The 17,001-nt window shown below is 48.7% G+C and carries 12 protein-coding genes and 1 rRNA gene; 6 read left to right on the top strand and 7 right to left on the bottom strand.

Translation table 11 applies throughout. The features are described 5' to 3' along the window. Window positions 1-111, top strand: a 5S ribosomal RNA gene (gene rrf, locus IE074_RS03150); the annotation flags it as partial. A gap of 392 nt (window positions 112-503) precedes the next feature. Here the strand turns inward: rrf and IE074_RS03145 are convergent. Next, window positions 504-2,459 (bottom strand): sigma-54-dependent Fis family transcriptional regulator, encoded by a 1,956-nt coding sequence (locus IE074_RS03145; RefSeq protein WP_505600416.1) that lies wholly within the window; start codon window positions 2,457-2,459, stop codon window positions 504-506. 586 nt (window positions 2,460-3,045) lie between these two features. Here IE074_RS03145 and IE074_RS03140 point away from each other — a divergent pair. The 5 genes from IE074_RS03140 (at window position 3,046) to IE074_RS03120 (ending at window position 10,439) form a co-directional block, all read left to right on the top strand. Next, entirely contained in the window at window positions 3,046-5,193 is a 2,148-nt protein-coding gene (locus tag IE074_RS03140) for a hydantoinase/oxoprolinase family protein (RefSeq protein WP_189383987.1), read from the top strand. A 21-nt stretch (window positions 5,194-5,214) separates the two neighbouring features. After that, window positions 5,215-7,539, top strand: a complete 2,325-nt coding sequence (locus tag IE074_RS03135; RefSeq protein WP_189383986.1) for a hydantoinase B/oxoprolinase family protein — start codon at window positions 5,215-5,217, stop codon at window positions 7,537-7,539. Window positions 7,540-7,601: 62 nt separating this feature from the next. Beyond that, entirely contained in the window at window positions 7,602-8,108 is a 507-nt protein-coding gene (locus tag IE074_RS03130; RefSeq protein ID WP_189383985.1) for an acetone carboxylase subunit gamma, read from the top strand. Between the two features lie 232 nt (window positions 8,109-8,340). After that, window positions 8,341-9,354: an aldo/keto reductase gene (locus tag IE074_RS03125; protein WP_189383984.1), complete on the top strand. Its 1,014-nt coding sequence runs from the start codon at window positions 8,341-8,343 to the stop codon at window positions 9,352-9,354. Between the two features lie 20 nt (window positions 9,355-9,374). Next, complete coding sequence (locus IE074_RS03120) at window positions 9,375-10,439, top strand: exonuclease domain-containing protein (RefSeq protein ID WP_189383983.1); 1,065 nt, start codon at window positions 9,375-9,377, stop codon at window positions 10,437-10,439. A gap of 113 nt (window positions 10,440-10,552) precedes the next feature. On the opposite strand, the gene IE074_RS03115 is transcribed toward IE074_RS03120, so the two are convergent. The 6 genes from IE074_RS03115 to IE074_RS03090 are packed head-to-tail and all read right to left on the bottom strand — an operon-like array spanning window position 10,553 to window position 17,001. Then, entirely contained in the window at window positions 10,553-11,539 is a 987-nt protein-coding gene (locus tag IE074_RS03115; protein WP_189383982.1) for a 2-dehydropantoate 2-reductase, read from the bottom strand. 21 nt (window positions 11,540-11,560) lie between these two features. Next, on the bottom strand, window positions 11,561-12,331 hold the full coding sequence (locus IE074_RS03110) for a class II aldolase/adducin family protein (RefSeq protein ID WP_189383981.1): 771 nt from the start codon (window positions 12,329-12,331) through the stop codon (window positions 11,561-11,563). Window positions 12,332-12,383: 52 nt separating this feature from the next. Further along, window positions 12,384-13,718 carry an MmgE/PrpD family protein gene (locus IE074_RS03105; protein WP_189383980.1) on the bottom strand — a complete coding sequence of 445 codons (1,335 nt, stop codon included), beginning with the start codon at window positions 13,716-13,718 and terminating at the stop codon, window positions 12,384-12,386. Between the two features lie 8 nt (window positions 13,719-13,726). Continuing rightward, window positions 13,727-14,920 (bottom strand): acyl-CoA dehydrogenase family protein, encoded by a 1,194-nt coding sequence (locus tag IE074_RS03100; RefSeq protein WP_189383979.1) that lies wholly within the window; start codon window positions 14,918-14,920, stop codon window positions 13,727-13,729. 24 nt (window positions 14,921-14,944) lie between these two features. Continuing rightward, window positions 14,945-15,862, bottom strand: coding sequence for a hydroxymethylglutaryl-CoA lyase (locus tag IE074_RS03095; RefSeq protein ID WP_189383978.1), 918 nt, complete (start codon window positions 15,860-15,862; stop codon window positions 14,945-14,947). After that, window positions 15,859-17,001: a CaiB/BaiF CoA transferase family protein gene (locus IE074_RS03090; protein ID WP_189383977.1), complete on the bottom strand. Its 1,143-nt coding sequence runs from the start codon at window positions 16,999-17,001 to the stop codon at window positions 15,859-15,861. Before IE074_RS03090 ends, IE074_RS03095 begins: the two co-directional genes overlap by 4 nt.

The following is a 17,001-nucleotide window of genomic DNA, read 5'->3' as shown; positions in this document are numbered from 1 at the left end:
TGACGACCATAGCAAGGTGGACCCACTCCTTCCCTTCCCGAACAGGACAGTGAAACGCCTTCGCGCCGATGATAGTGGATGGACATCCGTGAAAGTAGGTCATCGTCAGGCTCTTTATTACAAAAAATCCCTTCAGATATTTCTGAAGGGGTTTTTTTATGCCCGATAATATGAGAAAATTTCCTTTTTTGTCATCTCTCTTTTATTTCTTGATGGCTGGCGGATACCTAAAGACGGATTAAGGCGTGATCTAGTCGTTTTCCTGCGGCTTCGGCCATTATTATTTCTCTTATAGCAGCCAGTATTGCGTTGCCTTTATTACTGAACGATTGATCAAGCAGCAAAGAGTTTCTAGTCAGTTATTCGAATCAAAAGAAAATCTTTGACGAGCAGGCCAGAGAGCTGGTTGAAAGGCTTGATTTTGATCAGATACGGTTTAGCTGATGCTTTTCAAGGTATAAGTTAAATGGGTAAGGACCGCTTTTTGGAATGATTGTTATCCATCACATAACATCATTCCTGATTTGTGCAATTTTTGTTTCGATACCATATTTTTTGATTTTCATATATAGAGTACTTTTGGCAATACCGAGATATTTTGCGGCTGATGTCATGTTTCCATGATGCAGGGCCAGTGCTTTTTCAATTGATATGCGTTCTGAGTGCTGAAGCAGTCCCGTGTCTGGTGAAGGCTTTGCATAAGAAGTAGGGGCAGGAGTTTTTCTAATGGATGAGATGATCTGTTCAGGAATATCTGCTGGTAATAAGTCATCGGTTTGACTCATCAGGTACATGTTTTCAATGGTGTTCCTGAGCTCCCGGATATTTCCAGGCCAATCATATTGATCTAGTATTCTTAAGGCTTCAGGGGTTATTTTTTTTTGCCCATGTCCATATTTATGTTGTAAGGTTCCCAGGAAATAATCAACCAAAAGCGGGATGTCTTCTTTGATTTCACGTAAAACCGGTATATGAATACTTGTGACAGAAATCCGGTAATAAAGATCCATGCGAAAATGTCCTTCCGATACTTCTTCCTGTAAGTCCCGATTAGTGGCGGTGATTAATTTGAAGTTGATATTTCTGGGTTTGTTTTCACCAATTCTATAAATTTCACCTTCTTCCAATACCCTTAAAAAATGTGGTTGTAAATCAAGGGGCATTTCACCTATTTCATCTAAAAACAAAGTGCCACCATTGGCCGCTTCGACTTTACCAATCATGCCTCCTTTTCGGGCACCGGTAAAAGCACCTTCACAGTATCCAAATAGCTCGCTGGCCAGTAATTCTGGGGTTAAACCACCACAATTCAGGGCAATAAATGGCCTGTTATCTGCAGTTTCCAAATCGCTAACCTGATGCATCCCCCTCACGAAGTTTTCTTTGCCCACACCTGTTTCACCATGAATTAATACCGGTACATTGGTTTTTGCCAATAAGTGTGCTTTTTCTATGGCTTTTTTTAGCAGAGGCGATTGGCCGATGATCTGGTTAAACCCTCTGACTTCCGGACGTTTGTCAGGATAGTGGGGCGAAGGCTGCCTGTATGGAACTCCTGATTTTTTGCTTCGCGCAAGACTGGGGATGGTCAGGACAGTACCTATCCGTTCACCTTCATTGATAACGGGTTCGATCCAGTCTGCTTGTAACCATTCTGGTTTATGTGTTGGATGACCATTGCTGATTTGATTCAAGTCCAGGGCAAAAAGAGACTCGGATTTATTCAGATCAAGTTTGATGTTTTGTGCCAGCAAGGCTGAGTTCACTTGTTCATTCAGCTTAATTGGGCGGCCTCTTCGGTCACAAATGATAATACCGTCATTGCTGCCCGTGAATCTGGCAATGCTTTGTTCCAGTAATTGATAACGGAACCTAAGCTCTCTTTTGGCCAGCATGCTTTCGATACGGCTTGCAGTAGTAGCCACCAAGGCCAGACTATGAGGGCTGAATGTACTTTTCAGGCCTGAAATATCAATGGCCCCCAGCGTTTGGCCATCATAGGGATCTCGAATGATAGAGGCTGTGCAAGTCCACTCACGGACACCGGAACAGAAATGTTCAGCGGCATGGACCTGTACGGCTTGTCCTGTCATAAGGGCCGTGCCAATGGCATTGGTTCCGGTACGTAATTCATTCCAGTTGTAGCCAGTGGTTAGCTGGATGGATGCAGCAGCATCAAGACCACGAGGATCACCTTCAATGGATAAAATAACCCCTTCCGGATCAGTCAGAATCATTACGCTGCCGGTTTCAGCTAAAAAATCCCTGGCCATCATCATGACCGGTTGGCTGGCGGCGACCAGTTCTGAATGCCGTTGCTGAAGTCTTAGCAGTTGATCATCTTCTAACATCGAAGGTGGGTGCAGGTGTACAGGATCAATTCTGGCATCAAGACACCGTCTCCAGGAGTCATTAATTAAGCGTCTTAGGGCATTGGGTGCAGGAGTATGACCATTCATCACACTTTCCCATGCGGAAATCACACGATTATCGTTGTCAGGGTTAGATAAACGCTGACTTTTGGTTGAGCCTGTCATATTGTCTCCGGCTGAACTTGATTCTATATGCTTGATAGTTAGTTACAGCTCAATGATGCGATTTTGTTTTTATTGTCTTGGTCGTGCTGCTTGTTTTGACTTGAAAAATCTACGTTACGCATCGTTTTTAATTCTCTTTCGACTATAACTTTTTCCATCTCCAGACGCAACCTGGGAGTTTTATTAAAGGGGCTATTCATTTATTCACGATGATATTACTCATATTCAGTATTAACCCTATTGTCCGGATATCAGTCGAAATGAGTATGAGTATCCGGAAATCGAACGTACGAATTTCATTTTGATGAAATAAATTGTTTTTTATTAGGCGGTTTTTTATATTTTTAACATATAAATCAAATGCTTGCGTTTTAAGATGAAGGTTTGGCATGGGTTTTGCATATCTATCAATGTGACAGATGGTTCTGTTATCAAAGGAGCGGAATTCTTAAGGAAGTAATGAAAGGAATTCCAAAATAAAAGTGAATAATTATTCAGGAGATGTGTTATGCGAACTGAAGCCACTCCCGTACAGGTTATGGGTATTGATGCAGGCGGTACGATGACCGATACATTCTTTGTCAGCAGTGACGGTCAGTTTGTCGTTGGCAAGGCGCAAAGTAATCCGGCCGATGAGGCCCAGGCAATTTATGAGTCTTCCAATGATGCACTGGCCGCATGGAATCGAAGGGTTGAGGATGTTTATCCCGAGCTGTTAACCTGCGTTTATTCCGGTACGGCCATGCTGAACCGGGTGGTGCAGCGTAAAGGGCTTGATGTTGGCTTGATGTGCAACAAGGGGTTTGAGGACGTGCACTCGATGGGACGCGCCTTGCAAAGTTATCTGGGCTACGCACTGGAAGATCGTATTCATCTGAATACACACCGCTATGATGAACCATTGGTGCCGCTGTCCCGTACCCGTGGTGTTGCCGAACGTACCGATGTGCAAGGCAAGGTGGTTATTCCACTTAATGAAGATGATGTGCGCAAAGCAACCCGTGAACTGCTTGCAAAGGGTTCCCAGGCAATTGTCATCAGTTTATTACAATCGCATAAAAATGGGGACAATGAACGCAGGGCCAGGGATATTTGTCTGGAAGAGCTTGAAAAGCTGGGTTCGGATATTCCTGTTTTTGCAACGGTAGATTATTACCCCTCACGCAAGGAAAGTCACCGTACCAATACCACTGTTCTGGAAGCTTATGCGGCCGAACCTTCCCGCAAAACGCTTAAGGGTGTGAGTGACCGATTCAAGCAACATGGCGGTAAATTTGACTTGCGTGTGATGGCCACTCATGGTGGCACGATTGGCTGGAAAGCCAAAGAACTGGCGCGTACCATCGTATCGGGTCCTATTGGCGGCGTTATCGGCTCCAAGTTTTTAGGTGAATTGCTGGGTTACGACAATATTGCCTGTAGTGATATTGGTGGCACCAGCTTTGATATGGCCATGATTACCAAAGGCAGTTTTGCCATTAAATCAGATCCGGACATGGCTCGCCTGGTTCTGTCATTGCCACTGGTCGCCATGGATTCGGTGGGTGCGGGTGCTGGCAGTTTTGTACGGATTGACCCATATAGCGGGTCCATCAAGCTTGGGCCGGACAGTGCCGGTTATCGTGTAGGCATGTGTTGGCCGGAAAGCGGGCTGGATACCGTGTCTGTTTCCGATTGTCACGTTGTGCTGGGTTATCTGAATACGGAAAATTTCCTGGGTGGGGCGATCAAGCTTGATGTGGAAAGGGCACGGCATTATCTTAAAGTGCAAATTGCAGATCCTCTGGGATTGTCTGTCGAAGACGCGGCGGCAGGGGTGATTGAATTGCTGGATTTGCAGTTGCGTGAATACATGCGCTCCACAATTAGCGCCAAAGGGTATAACCCGGCCGATTTTGTCTGCTTCTCTTATGGCGGTGCGGGTCCTGTACATACCTATGGCTATACCGAAGGCCTGGGATTTGAGGATGTGGTCGTACCTGCGTGGGCTGCCGGATTTTCCGCGTTTGGCTGTGCCTGTGCCGAGTACGAGTATCGCTATGACATGAGTGTTGACGTTGCCGTTCCGCCCGGGTCTTCAGATGAGGTCAAGCAACAGGCTGGTATTACGCTTACAAAGGGCTGGAATGAATTGGCTGAAAAAGTGATTGAAGAGTTTGTGATCAATGGCTTCAAGCCTGAGGATGTCATGCTTCGTCCAGCATATAGCATGCAGTTCCTGGGCCAGTTGAATGATCTTGAAATTGACTCTCCGATCAGTGCGGCATCAACTGTTGAGGATTGGGAAAAAATGGTGGCCGCTTTTGATGAAACTTACGGTCGGGTGTATGCCACTTCCGCCAGTTCGCCAGAGCTTGGTTTTGGTGTTACGAAAGTCATCATGCGCGGTAGTGTTATTTCACAGAAACCTGAGTTGCCCGAAGAGGAGTTGTCAGGTAAAGAACCGCCGAAAGAGGCTCTGATTGGTAAACGTCCGTTTTACCGGCATAAAAAATGGCATGATGCGGATGTCTGGTCAATGGAGGCCCTGAAGGCAGGTAACCATATTGTTGGACCCGCGGTGATTGAATCTGATGCCACCACTTTTGTGGTGCCCAAAGGGTTTGAAACCACACTGGATAAACATCGCCTGTTTCATTTGAAAGAAGTGAAATAAATAAAGTTAAGGAGACACAACATGAATATGATGTCAATGAAACAAGTCGGGCTGGGTAACTTATTGGGTAATGGCTTGACGCTGAAAGCACACCGTGATGCCGTTTTGGCCAGAACCAAAGAGAGCGGTTATTACAACGCGCTTGAAACACTGGAGTTCAAGGAAAGCGATCCGATCAGTTATGAAAAAATGTTTTCAAGGTTGCGTGGGGGGCTGGTGCATGCCCGTGAAACCGCCAAGAAAATTGCCGCTTCACCCATCGTGGAACAGGAAGGTGAATTGTGCTTTACCCTGTATAACGCTGCTGGTGACTGTATCCTGACTTCTACCGGTATTATCATTCACGTGGGCACCATGGGTGCGGCCATTAAGTACATGATCGAGAACGATTGGGAAACCAATCCGGGCATTAATCCGGGTGACATGTTTACCAATAATGACTGTTCTATCGGCAACGTGCACCCTTGTGATATTGCAACGATCGTACCTATTTTCTGGGAAGCCAAACTGATTGGCTGGGTGGGTGGAGTCACTCACGTCATTGATACGGGCGCGATCTCTCCGGGTTCCATGTCTACCGGGCAAACCTCCCGCTTTGGGGATGGCTATATGACGACCTGCCGCAAAACGGGGGTGAATGATGAGCCACTGCGTGACTGGCTGCATGAAAGCCAGCGCTCGACCCGTACACCCAAATATCTGATTCTGGATGAACGTACCCGGATTGCCGGCTGTCACATGATTCGCAAATTGGTAGAAGAGGTGGTTGAGTCGGATGGCGTGGAGGCATTTGAGAAATTTGCCTATGAAATTATTGAGGAAGGCCGTCGCGGTTTGCAATCCCGCCTGAAGGACATGACGATTCCAGGCGTTTACCGCAAGGTGGCTTTTGTTGATGTGCCTTATAACCATGAAGATGTTCAGCTAACGGCCTCTTACGCCAAAATGAATACCATTATGCATGCGCCCACCGAGCTGACCATTCGGCCTGATGCCACCTGGCGCATGAATTTTGAAGGGGGCAGTCGTTGGTGCTGGCACAGTTTCAACGCCAATCAGGTGGCTTTCACCAGCGGTATCTGGGTCATGCTAACGCAAACGCTGGTACCCACCCAACGGATTAACGATGGCGCCTATTACGCGACAGAGTTCAATATTCCCAAAGGCACCTGGATGAACCCGGATGATCGCCGGACGGCCCACTCGGATGCCTGGCACTATCTTGTTTCCGCCTGGACAGGCATGTGGCGTGCAATGAGTCAATCTTACTTCAGCCGCGGTTATCTGGAAGAGGTAAATGCCGGTAATGGTAATACCAGTAACTGGCTACAGGGTGGGGGTATCAACCAGGATGGCGAAATTCATGCGGTTAACAGTTTTGAAACGGCTGCAACCGGTACCGGTGCCTGCGCGGTCAAGGATGGCCTGAATCATGCCGCAGCGGTCTGGAATCCTGAAGGAGATATGGGTGATATTGAAATCTGGGAAATGGCCGAACCCTTGTTGTTTATGGGACGTAACGTAAAAGCCAACTCGGGTGGTTATGGCAAATACCGGGGTGGATGTGGCCTGGAAACCCTGCGTATGGTCTGGCATGCCCAGGACTGGACCATGTTTTTTTCGGGTAACGGTTATATGAACAGTGACTGGGGACTGATGGGAGGCTATCCGGCAGCCACCGGTTACCGTTTTGAAGCACATAATACCGATCTTAAAGCCCGGATTGAACAGAAACTTTCTATCCCACTGGGAGCAGACAGTAACCCGAGTGAACCGGATTATGAGCGTCATATCAGTGCGACTGCCCAGGTTAAACGTGATAAGCAATGCATGACAACGGAAACCATTTTTGAGGATCATGACCTGTACCTGAACTATATCCGTGGCGGTCCGGGTTTTGGGGATCCGCTGGATCGTGAGCCGGCGGCTATTGCCCGCGATCTTAATAATCGCTTTGTGTTGCCAGAGTTCGCCCGAAAAGTTTATGGTGCGGTCATTGAACAGGACGATGAAGGCAATTGGGTGGTTAATTCTCAAAAAACAACGGTAAGACGTGCTGAAATTCGCAAGGAGCGATTGCAGCGTGCGGTGCCTGTCCGAGAATGGATGAAGGAAGAACGAGAACGGATCCTGACCAAGAGCGCTTCGGTTCAGGTAAGGCATATGTATTCCACCAGTTTTGCCTTAAGTGAAAAATTCACCAATGAATTCAAGCAATTCTGGGATTTGCCCGAAGCGTGGTCATTGCCTGAATCCGAGTTGGGAGTTCCTTCATTTGGATCAACCTATCGCAATGATATTTCAGAAATGCCGGGCGTCAGTACCGTTGTTCTGGTTGACGAATAAAGCAGGATCATGGCCTTGCGAATCGTAAGGCCATGAAATAAAAAAGATCAAGGAGATAAGTTATGTCAGTATTTACAAGAGAGCAGGTTAATAATCTGGTGGACGGCAAGCTTGATTGGGACACCACCCTTCGTATGCTGCAAACCCCCAAGGACAAAGAACGTTTTGAACTGTACCTGAGCGTACTGCAAGACAAGGTTTCATGGAAAGACAGGATCATCCTGCCATTGGGGCCTCATCTATATATTGCGCAATCCCAGTCTACCGGACAATGGGTGAACAAGTGCAGCTGTGGTCATGAGTTTGGTGATTACCGCCATAACTGGAAAATGGATGCGGCCATTTATGTGCGGGATACACCCGAAGCCATGCAGGAAATTTACCCTGAGTTGATGGCTCCTGATACAGACTGGCAGGTGTATCGGGAGTATTACTGTCCGGAATGTGGAGTGTTGCATGACGTGGAAGCGCCCACACCATGGTATCCGGTTATTCATGACTTTGAGCCGGATATTGAGTCGTTTTATAAAAACTGGTTGGGTCTGCCTGTTCCTGACCGGGCTGATTGAGGCTTTGGTAAGTTGAATTAAAAAAAACAAGGTTTTAATGAACAATGAATCGCAACGGATGGATCAGATATTTAAAACTGATTCTTGCGTTGCGATTTTTTTGTTTAGTGTGCCTTGCCAGGTCCACCCTTATTTACAACCTTCATACAAGAAAAAAATTTCAGCTTGACGTATGTGCTTGATGTAGATAAATTCAAATTTATCTCAATTAAGAATTCAATGTGGAGCAGTCATGAAATACCGGAATCTTGGCAAAAGTGGTTTAAAAGTATCCCCACTGGTATTGGGAACCATGATGTTTGGCGGACAAACCAACGAAGCGGAATCACACCGGATTATTGCCGATGCCAAAGACCGGGGCATTAACTTCATTGATACGGCTGATATTTACAACAATGGGGAATCTGAGGCGGTGGTTGGGCGCGCCATTGCCAGTAACCGTGATGACTGGATTCTTGCAACGAAACTGGGGAATGTGTTTGGTGAAGGGGTTAACCAGCGCGGCATTTCCCGTAAATGGATTTTTCAGGCGGTTGAGGCCAGCCTGAAACGCTTGGGAACCGATTATCTGGACATTCTGTATTTGCACCGGGAAATACCCGATGCGCCATTGGAAGAAGCCATCCGTGCTCTTGCTGATCTGATCAGGCAAGGGAAGATCCGGTATTTTGGGGTGTCCAACTTCAGGGGATGGCGTATTGCCGAAACTGTCAGACTGGCCGATCAGGCAGGTATTGATCGACCAGTGGCCAGCCAGCCTTTGTACAATCTGGTCTCCCGTGTCGCCGAAGTTGAGCAATTGCCTGCTGCTGCCCATTACGGTATTGGAGTCGTGTCATACAGTCCCTTGGCGCGTGGTGTTTTAACCGGCAAATATGATCCGGACACCGCTCCGCCGGCCGACTCCCGTGCCGGTCGCAATGACCGTCGTATCATGCAAACAGAATGGCGCCGCGAATCATTGCTGGTTGCGCAGCGTATCAGGCAGCATGCCGAATCAAAAGGCCTTTCAGCCGCTGATTTTTCCCTGGCATGGGTACTGAATAATCAATTGGTCAGTTCCGTTATTGTGGGACCCCGTACTTTTGAGCAGTGGCAGGCCTATCAGCGAGCCCTTGACTATCAACTGACCACCGATGACGAAGCGTTGGTGGATGAGTTGGTGGTAACGGGGCATTGCTCTACACCCGGGTATAATGATCCTGGACATCCCGTTATAGGCAGGGTGCCTTATTCTGTTGCCTGAAATAACCAAAAACATTTCCAATGATTTTTACTTATGAAAAACCCTTTGCCTTTGTGGACGTTGAAACAACGGGGGGTGTGATCGGGCAAGATCGACTGACTGAAATCGCGGTTATCCGTTATGATGGCAAAGAAGTTTCCACCTACCAGACCCTGATCAATCCAACCTGTCATATCTCCGGTTTCATTGAAAACCTGACGGGTATCAGCAATGAAATGGTGGCCAAAGCCCCCCTTTTTTCTGAAGTGGCTGAAGAAATTCGAACCTTGCTTGATGGCCATATTTTTGTTGCGCACAATGTGCGGTTTGACTACAGCTTCATTAAAAGTGAATTCAAACGGATCGGCATTGATTTCAAAGCGCCCAAGTTGTGCACGGTCAAGCTTTCCCGCAGACTATATCCTGCTTACGAAAGGCATGGGCTTGATTACCTGGTTCAGCGGCACCGGCTTCAAATCACCCATCGGCACAGGGCCTATGGCGATGCCCATGTGTTATTGCAATTCTGGCAATTGCTTAACCGGCAGTTTGATGGCGCGCATTTGCAACAAGCTGTTCAAGAACTGATGAGCATTCCCCATCTTCCGGAGCATATTGATCCGGAAGAGATTGAGTCTATCCCCAATCGGCTTGGTGTGTACTTGCTTTATGGCGATAATGATCGGCTTCTTTTTGTTGGCAAAGGCAACAAGCTTCGTCAGCGGGTACTGTCTTTTTTTGCCAAAGACCGGGCCTTGCCGGCCGAAAAATCATTTTCTGATCGCGTGATGCGGGTGGATTATATTGAGTGTGCCGGTGAACTGGATGCTTTGCTGACTGAAGAAAAACTGATTGAGCAATATAAGCCGGAAAAAAATAAACCGCCAAAGTGCAGAAGAATAGGTGAGCTTGAGCAATGGCCGTTCAGGGACTATGCAGTTTTGCCTGAAAGTAATCTGAAACATGTATTTTGGCATTGGCAGTATCTGGGTACGGCCCATGACAAAGAAGAACTCAACCAAACACTATCACGGGAAAAGCAGGATTTTTCCCATGAAATGTATAAGATTCTGGTGCGGAATATGTCCCGTTTGGTTGCGCTGTGAACGATTGGTATACATATAAAATAATTGCCCATTTGCCTGGATGAATGCCACAGGCAAATGGGTATGTGTAATTTAAGCGAGATTTTGGTGTTGATCAAATCTGGCTTGAGTGATCAGTACTGATAGAGTCCGCGTGTTTTTGCCTGTAATCGGCTGATTCCCAGCAATGACTCAGTCCAGGGAATAGAGACTTCCAGCTGGTGGGCAATTTCGGCTACTGATGTCACCAGTGCATCCAGTTCAAGCGGTTTGCCCGCTTCCGCATCCTGTAGCATGGATGTCTTGAAGGATCCAAGCTTATAGGTAACCTGGTGCCTTTGTTCAGGATCAGCCTCTATTGGCAAGCCAATGCGAGCGCCCACCGTGGCAGCTTCCTGCATGATTCGTGACATGAAATCGCGGACATAACGGTCTTCCAGGATATGATCGCTTTTTGCACCCGTGATCGCTGAAACAGGATTCATGGTCATGTTTCCCCATAGCTTGAACCAGATATCTTTCTGGATGCATGACGTGTTTTCCACTTCAAATCCGGCTTTTTCCAGTATTTTGCACAGCTGCTTCAGTCTTGGAGTTTGTGTGCCGTTGGGCTCTCCGATGATTAAGTGGTTGCCCGCTATATGCTTAACTGAACCTGAAGAGGGTGTGGTGGCCGACAGGTGGGTGACACAACCGATGACCTGACTGGCTGGAATGTGTTTGGAAATAACTTCTTCTGGGTCAACCGAATCCAGTTTCAGGGTGCCGTTTTCATGTTCAAGCCCATGAAAGAACCACCATGGAATCCCGTTCATGGCAGACAGAATGGTGGTATCAGGTCCTATTAGGGGCGCAATATTTGTGGCGATGTCCTGCAATCCGGTGGTTTTTACTGCGATAATGACAATGTCCTGTACACCCAGCTCCGCTGGAGACTGGCTTGCCTTAATCGGGTAGCTTTGCACCGTATCGCTGCCCGCTGGATAGAACTGAAGCCCGTTTTTTTGTAATGATTCAAGTGTTGCGCCACGTGCTACAGCACTGACGTCATAACCGGCCTGTACTAGCCGTGCCGCCATTAAACCACCTATTGCGCCGATTCCATAAATACAGATTTTCATAGATAGATTCCTTTAAGGCCGTTAGTTTTTATAGTTGGTGTCAATGGTATCGACTTGGCGCCTTAACGCTTCAAAAACATCGCGACCAGCACCATAGCGAGGATCAAATTGCAAGGCATCGATACTGGATTTGATTTGTACGTCTTCGGGAATGGGGGTGGTTGGGCCAAGTGCCGCGCCAGCCACCTGTATTTCGCAGGCACGTTGCAAGGTCCATAAGTAGGCAAAGGCCTCGGGAATGCTGCTTCCCCATGAAAGCAAACCATGGTTTTTCAGGATGACTGCCTGACGATTGCCAATGGAACGCTGTACACGTGGTTGTTCATCAGCATGGACGGTAATGCCTTCAAAATCATGATAGGCAACGCGATTATGCAATTGGGCCGCATAAAAATTATCTCGTGACAACCCTGCCGCCGAGCAGGCAACCGCGCAGCCTGCTGTGGTGTGGGTATGCATGACACAGTGGGCGTTCTCAATGCCGCTATGGATAGCAGAGTGCAGGATGAAACCGGCTGGATTGGCTTTCCATTTGGAGTCGCCAATAACATTGCCGTCAAGATCTATCTTGACCAGATTGCTTGCGGTCACTTCCGTGTAGTGCAGGCCAAACGGGTTGATCAGGAAATGCTTTTCCGGGCCTGGAATGCGAACGGTAATATGATTGTAGATCAGTTCTGTCCAGCCCAGCATGGCAAAAATCCGGTAGCAGGCAGCCAACTCGGCCCGCAGGGCCTGTTCGGTTTCAGTGATGTTTTCTTCAAGTGTAATGGAATCAGCCAGTGTTTTCATTGTCGTCTCTTTTATCTGTGTTGTGGTGGTCAATGACATGGTTTTAGTTGCATCATATTGCCATTGCAATGAAATGGGTGTTTAACTTTGCAATTAATGCCATTGTGCTTTCCCGTTCTGCCGGTTTGGTACAAGAAAGAATTTTGTTTTCCAATTGTGTCGGTGCAAGCGGAAAATGGGCATGACCCAATGCAAAACGGATCGGGCCGCTTTCAAGGTGGGTGTTATCCTTGAGAGTAATGGTAACGTAGTCGTGAAAGGCAAAGCTGGGTTCAAGTGGGCAGGGTTCATGATTGATTGAAACCTTAACTTTTTCCATCAGTGTCCGGATGGCCGGATTTGTAATGTCATCCTCAGTCATTTTCTGCAGGCTTACTTCACCATAAACCAGCGCCGAGGCACAGGCAAAAGGCATGCTGAATTTGGCTTGAAGAGGAGTGGTTGGGTGCTGGTATTTAAGCACCCTGGCATTGGTTTCACTGACGGTTGCTGTAATGGTTTGTATGTGCTCAATGGGAATATCATTCTGTTGCCTTAATTGCAGTACACCGTCAATCACTCGGTGTGAAGCATAGCAGACCGGATATTTTTTGATACTTGGTTTAACCGTGTTGATGCTTAATGCCTGCATCCTTTTGAAAGGTCGTTCGCGATCTGGCGCATGCCCGTCTGAAAAAGCTGTCAGGAAGCCTGTTGATCCCTCCAGGGCATCGGCTGAAGCCGTTGCGCCCATGGCTGCCATTTCAACAGCCCCGTAAGCATATTCGATCGCCCAGCCTGCATGTAGGGGTTTGCACATCGAACCAAAATTGGCGACCAGCCCAGAGGCACGGCTGGCAGCTATACCCAGTGCATGGGTGGTTTTTTCAATATCAAGTTGACGCGCCGCGCAAAGTGCGGCGGTGGCACCTATCGTACCCAGTACTGCGGTGGGATGCCATCCTTTTTCATGTAAAGGATCGGGTATCCGGTTAAGCAAATCCGCCCAAATCTCATAACCTTTCAAGTAGGCACTGATCAGGTCCTGCCCGGACAGACCGCTACGGTCTGACTCGGCAAGCAGAACCGGAACCAGGACAACACTGGGGTGTCCGGCCAGGGCAACATCATCAAAGTCCAGTGCATGGCCTGAAACGGCGTTTAGCATGGCAGCAACCATTGCTGTATGTTTTTGCGGTGAAAAAAATACGCTGGCTTCCTGCTCATTCTGGTAGCGCCTGTTTACCCAGGATGCAAACAGGCGGGTTACTTCCTCATCACGCCCGGAAAGAATGCAGCCGGCAGTGTCAAGAAATGCCAGCTGCACAGTTTGGCAAACCTCGGGGATGATTTGCCCTGCAATATCACTGGTGATGAAGTCGGCCATTTGCCGTGACAGTGTTTTCATTACGTCTCCTAGAATGAACGTGGCATGCCCAGGACGTGTTGTCCAATGAAGGAAAGAATGAGGTTGGAAGAAATGGGGGCAATTTGCATGACGCGGCATTCACGCCACTTGCGTTCAACATCATATTCAGCGGCATAACCAAATCCACCGTGTGTTTGCATGCAGGCCTCGGCTGCATGCCAGGCCGCTTCGGACGCCAGCAGTTTGGCAATGTTGGCGGCTTCACCACAATCGAGGCCCGCCGCAAAAATGGCGGTCGCTTTGCGTACCATCATCTCGGCAGCTTCAGTCTCGGCATAAGCACGGGCGATAGGGAACTGAATGCCCTGGTTCTGGCCAATCGGACGACCGAATACAACACGCTCATTACCATAGGTGGCGGCTGTCCTGGTAAACCATTTTGCATCACCTATCGCTTCCGAGGCACACAGAATACGCTCTGCGTTCATGCCATCAAGAATATAACGGAATCCTTTTCCTTCTTCACCCACCAGACTGGAGGCGGGTACCACCAGGTTTTCAATAAACACCTCGGTTGTATTATGGTTGATCATGGCACGAATCGGCTGGATTTCAACGCCATTGCCACGGGCTTCACGCAAATCCACCAGGAACACAGAAATGCCATCGGTTTTTTTCTTGACTTGGTCGGCAGGCGTGGTGCGGGCCAGCAACAGCATAAGGTCGGAATAACGGGCACGTGAGGTCCACACTTTCTGGCCGTTGATAATATAGTTGTCGCCATCGCGCACGGCCCGGGTCTTGATTTGGGTGGTGTCTGAGCCGGTGGTGGGTTCAGTAATGCCAAAGGCCTGCAGGCGCAGTTTGCCACTGGCGATATCGGGCAGGTATTTTCTTTTTTGCTCTTCGCTGCCGTGACGCAAAAGCGTACCCATGATATACATTTGTGCGTGGCAGGCACCTGCATTGCAGCCGGCCGCATGAATTTCTTCCAGAATAACCGATGCTGCACGCAGGGGCAGACCACTGCCACCATATTCTTCAGGAATCAGTGCACCCAGATAACCGGCTTCGGTCAGTGCATTGACAAACTCGGAAGGGTAGCCTTGCTGTTCGTCCAGGTTTCTCCAGTATGAACCGGGAAAATCTTCGCAGATGCGGCGAACGCTTTCTCTGATGTCTTGATAGTCGTTACCCAACTCAATGGAAACGGGGGTGTTTGGTGTGCTTAATGTATCCATGGTTCTTTTTCCTGATCTTAAGAATTAATGTGTAATGATGTTGGGCAGTCCTGCACGTGACAAAGCACCCTGTAATGGCTCGTCAGGAAGCAGGTGGGCCAGCCAGCGGCGGGCCTCAAGCAGTTTTTCAAGGTCAATGCCGGTTTGTAGACCGTACTCTTCCAGCAAAAAGCAAAGATCTTCGGTGGCGATATTGCCCGTGGCACCGGGGGCAAACGGGCAACCGCCCAAGCCACCCAAAGAGGCGTCAAAGTGTCTGACACCGGCTTCCAGTGCTGCCAGCACGTTAGCCATGCCCATGCCGCGCGTATCATGAAAATGCGCGCCAACCGGCAGCTTGCCCAGCAGTTGATGCAGTTGGGTAAACAGGTTTTTGACCTGTCTGGGACCGGCAAAACCAACCGTGTCTCCCAGGGCGATATGATCAACACCGGCCTGCGCCATTCTGTCTGCAATGTTCAGAACCGTCTTGCTTTCAATATGGCCCTCATAGGTGCAGCCAAAAGAAGTGGCAATGGCACCGGTTATATGCGGTGGTTCGGGCTGTTGCTTGACCATTTCAATTAACCGTGCCACTGCAGCAAGCGCGTTTTCAAGCGTGGTACGGGCATTTTTTTGTGAATGCGTGGCACTGGCTGAAAGGACAAATACAATATTTTTAACTCCGGCCTCCAAGGCGCGCATGGCCCCTTTTTCATTCAGCACCAGTGCTGAAAGCAGCAACCTGGGGTTCAGTTGTCCCTGCTCGACCATTGTCTGTGCATCAAAAAATTGTGGAATCACATGTGCGGGAACAAACGAGGTGATTTCAAAGGCTTGAACACCCGCTTCAGACTCAACCTTGAGCCATTGAATTTTGTCTTGGGTGGCAATGGTATCCAGGCTCTGAATGCCATCACGCAAACCGACTTCCCGAACGAAGACCTGATTGTTATCAGTCATGACAAACTCTCTTCAGTCAAGGGTTGCAGGGCAGGGGGCGCAAGCCGGATGGCAGGCCTTTGCCCGTCAAGGCGAATGGGCAGACCCATGAATTTCATGGCTGAATCGGGAACTTCCTGCATAACACCCAAGGCTTGCGCCTGTTCGCAGCCAAAGGCTTCAGCCGTGTCCTGTACCGGAGTACAAGGCACGTTGGCTTCACGCAATTTGGCAGTCCAATATTCGCGTGTTTGCTGGCGTAATTCATTTTGAATCAATTCATCAAGGATGTTCCGGTGGATGACGCGTTGCGGGTTATTGGCAAAACGTTCATCTTCAGCCCATTCGCTGTGAGCCAGCACTTTGCACAGCCTGGCAAACAGGCCGTTATTGCCTGCGGCAACCACCAGATGTCCGTCAGCCGTCTGGTAGGCGCGGTAAGGCACAATGGTTGCCGCCCCTGATCCATGGCGACCTGGAACCTGTCCGCTGGACATATGCTGGGCGCTGGCAACCTGCATCCAGCTTAAGGAGGTTTCGAAAAGGGAAACCTCAACATGAGCGCCGTCCTGCATTTTTTCGCGTTGTAACAGGGCAGACAGAATGCCAATGGCGGCCCACATGCCAGTACCACAGTCAATGACTGAATAGCCCGTCCTTACCGGAGGCTGACCCGGTTCACCGGTCACGCTCATTAAACCACCGTAGGCTTGCATTAGCGGGTCGTAACCAGGCAGGTCTGATAACGGACCACCACTGCCAAAGGCACCCATATCGCAGTAAATCAGTTCGGGTTTAGTGGCACGCAGTGTTTTTTCATCAAGGCCCAGGCCTTCCAGAACCCCCGGTCTGAAGTTCTGAATAATGACATCCGCTTGGGCGATGAATTGTTTTCTGAGTTGTTCAACCTGTTGTGGATCCCTGAAATTGCACACTTGGGATTGTTTGTTCCGGTTTAAGGTCTGGAACATGGCCGAAGCACCTTCCCAGTCTGGTGGGCCCCAGTGACGGGCATCGTCTCCCGCCGGTTTTTCAATCTTAATCACCGTGGCCCCCAAATCAGCCAGGATTTGGGCGGCAAATGGGGCAGCAACATTCTGCCCAATTTCAAAAATTGTATAGCCTTGCAGTGGTAATGGTTTAATGGTGTTTGTTTTCAT

The organism is Advenella faeciporci, from assembly GCF_014652395.1.
Lineage (GTDB): Bacteria > Pseudomonadota > Gammaproteobacteria > Burkholderiales > Burkholderiaceae_B > Advenella > Advenella faeciporci.
The sequence above is the reverse complement of the archived record's forward strand: the minus strand, read 5'-3'. Positions and strand labels throughout refer to the sequence as shown.